A 1,184-nucleotide genomic window follows, 5' to 3' on the forward strand; every position below is an offset into this window, starting at 1 on the left:
AGTATTTGAAAGAAAAGCCCACGGATGTGAGCTTTTCATCTTAATATTGTGGGTTAGAGGTCATCAATTGCAATTATTTAGCTGCAACTTTGGCTTCTGTTGATACGCCGACGTTTGCACTACCTACTGGTGTTTTCACATGTGTTTGTGAATTTACTTTAGCACCTGTGTTGGTTGATTTCGGCTTAACCAAGTCTTTGGTTTTTTGCCAAGTTTTACTGGTTGCAGATTTGGTTTTATCTTTCGCTTTTATCGCAGCTTCTTTGGTGTTATGACCTGCTTCTGAACTTAGCTTTTTGGTATTTTCCCAAGCACCTTTGCTGGCTACTTTACCTTTATCGATTCCAGTTTCAACACTTGTACCGACTTTATCAGCAGTATTTTTAGTGCCATCCCAAGCATCTTTAGAGACTTCACGAGTTTTGTCGACACCTTTTTCTACACCAGTACCGACTTTACCTGCTACATTCTTGGTGCCATCCCAAGCATCTTTTGACACATCACGGGTCTTATCGACACCTTTTTCGATACCATCACCGACTTTAACGGCAGTATTTTTTGTACCATCCCAAGCATCTTTTGAGACTTCACGAGTCTTATCGACACCTTTTTCAATACCATTACCAACTTTGTCTGCTGTATTATGGATTCCTTGACCAATATTGCTGAGTAGACCTCCACCATTTGCATTGACTTCAGCTGATGCATTGGCGCTGACATTTGTATTGGCGAAAATAAGAGGAGAGCTAGCTAAAAGGGCTGTAGCGATCGATCGTTTCCATCAGTGCAAATTTTTCGTCTTCATTGAGTTCATTTGAAAGATAAGCATCTATAAATTCATCAATACGATTTGGGTCAGCAACCTCATATTCCCAATCTTGCATAAAAGCATCATAGGGTAAATTAAAGCGTTGAGCCAATGCGTGAATTGCCGAAGCGGTAATGTATCGTTGAGAGTATGTTTTAACCATTATTTTTGTCGGTTTTATCATGAAAATAAAACTTATTTTATTTCGAATTTCAAAAAAATAAGAAATTGACGCAGAGAAATCAACCAATATTTATATTTAAAGAGGTACGCGAGCTGGGTTTAGAACGTCGTGAGACAGTTCGGTCCCTATCTACCGTGGGCGTTGGAAATTTGAGAGGATCTGCTCCTAGTACGAGAGGACCAGAGTGGACGA

Annotated in this window: 2 protein-coding genes; both read right to left on the bottom strand. The window is 39.8% G+C overall.

From position 1 onward, the window contains the following. Positions 1 to 73: 73 nt before the first annotated feature. Positions 74 to 499 carry a hypothetical protein gene (locus ACJ5GX_RS06970; protein ID WP_495292841.1) on the bottom strand — a complete coding sequence of 142 codons (426 nt, stop codon included), beginning with the start codon at positions 497 to 499 and terminating at the stop codon, positions 74 to 76. Between the two features lie 247 nt (positions 500 to 746). Next, positions 747 to 992 carry a hypothetical protein gene (locus ACJ5GX_RS06975; protein ID WP_495292842.1) on the bottom strand — a complete coding sequence of 82 codons (246 nt, stop codon included), beginning with the start codon at positions 990 to 992 and terminating at the stop codon, positions 747 to 749. Between the last annotated feature and the right edge of the window lie 192 nt (positions 993 to 1,184).

Source organism: Wolbachia endosymbiont of Tuta absoluta, from assembly GCF_059414725.1.

Bases quoted from the DNA above. Each gene is read 5' to 3' on its own strand.
- ACJ5GX_RS06975 (WP_495292842.1), bottom strand. From the start codon at position 992: ATGATAAAACCGACAAAAATAATGGTTAAAACATACTCTCAACGATAC.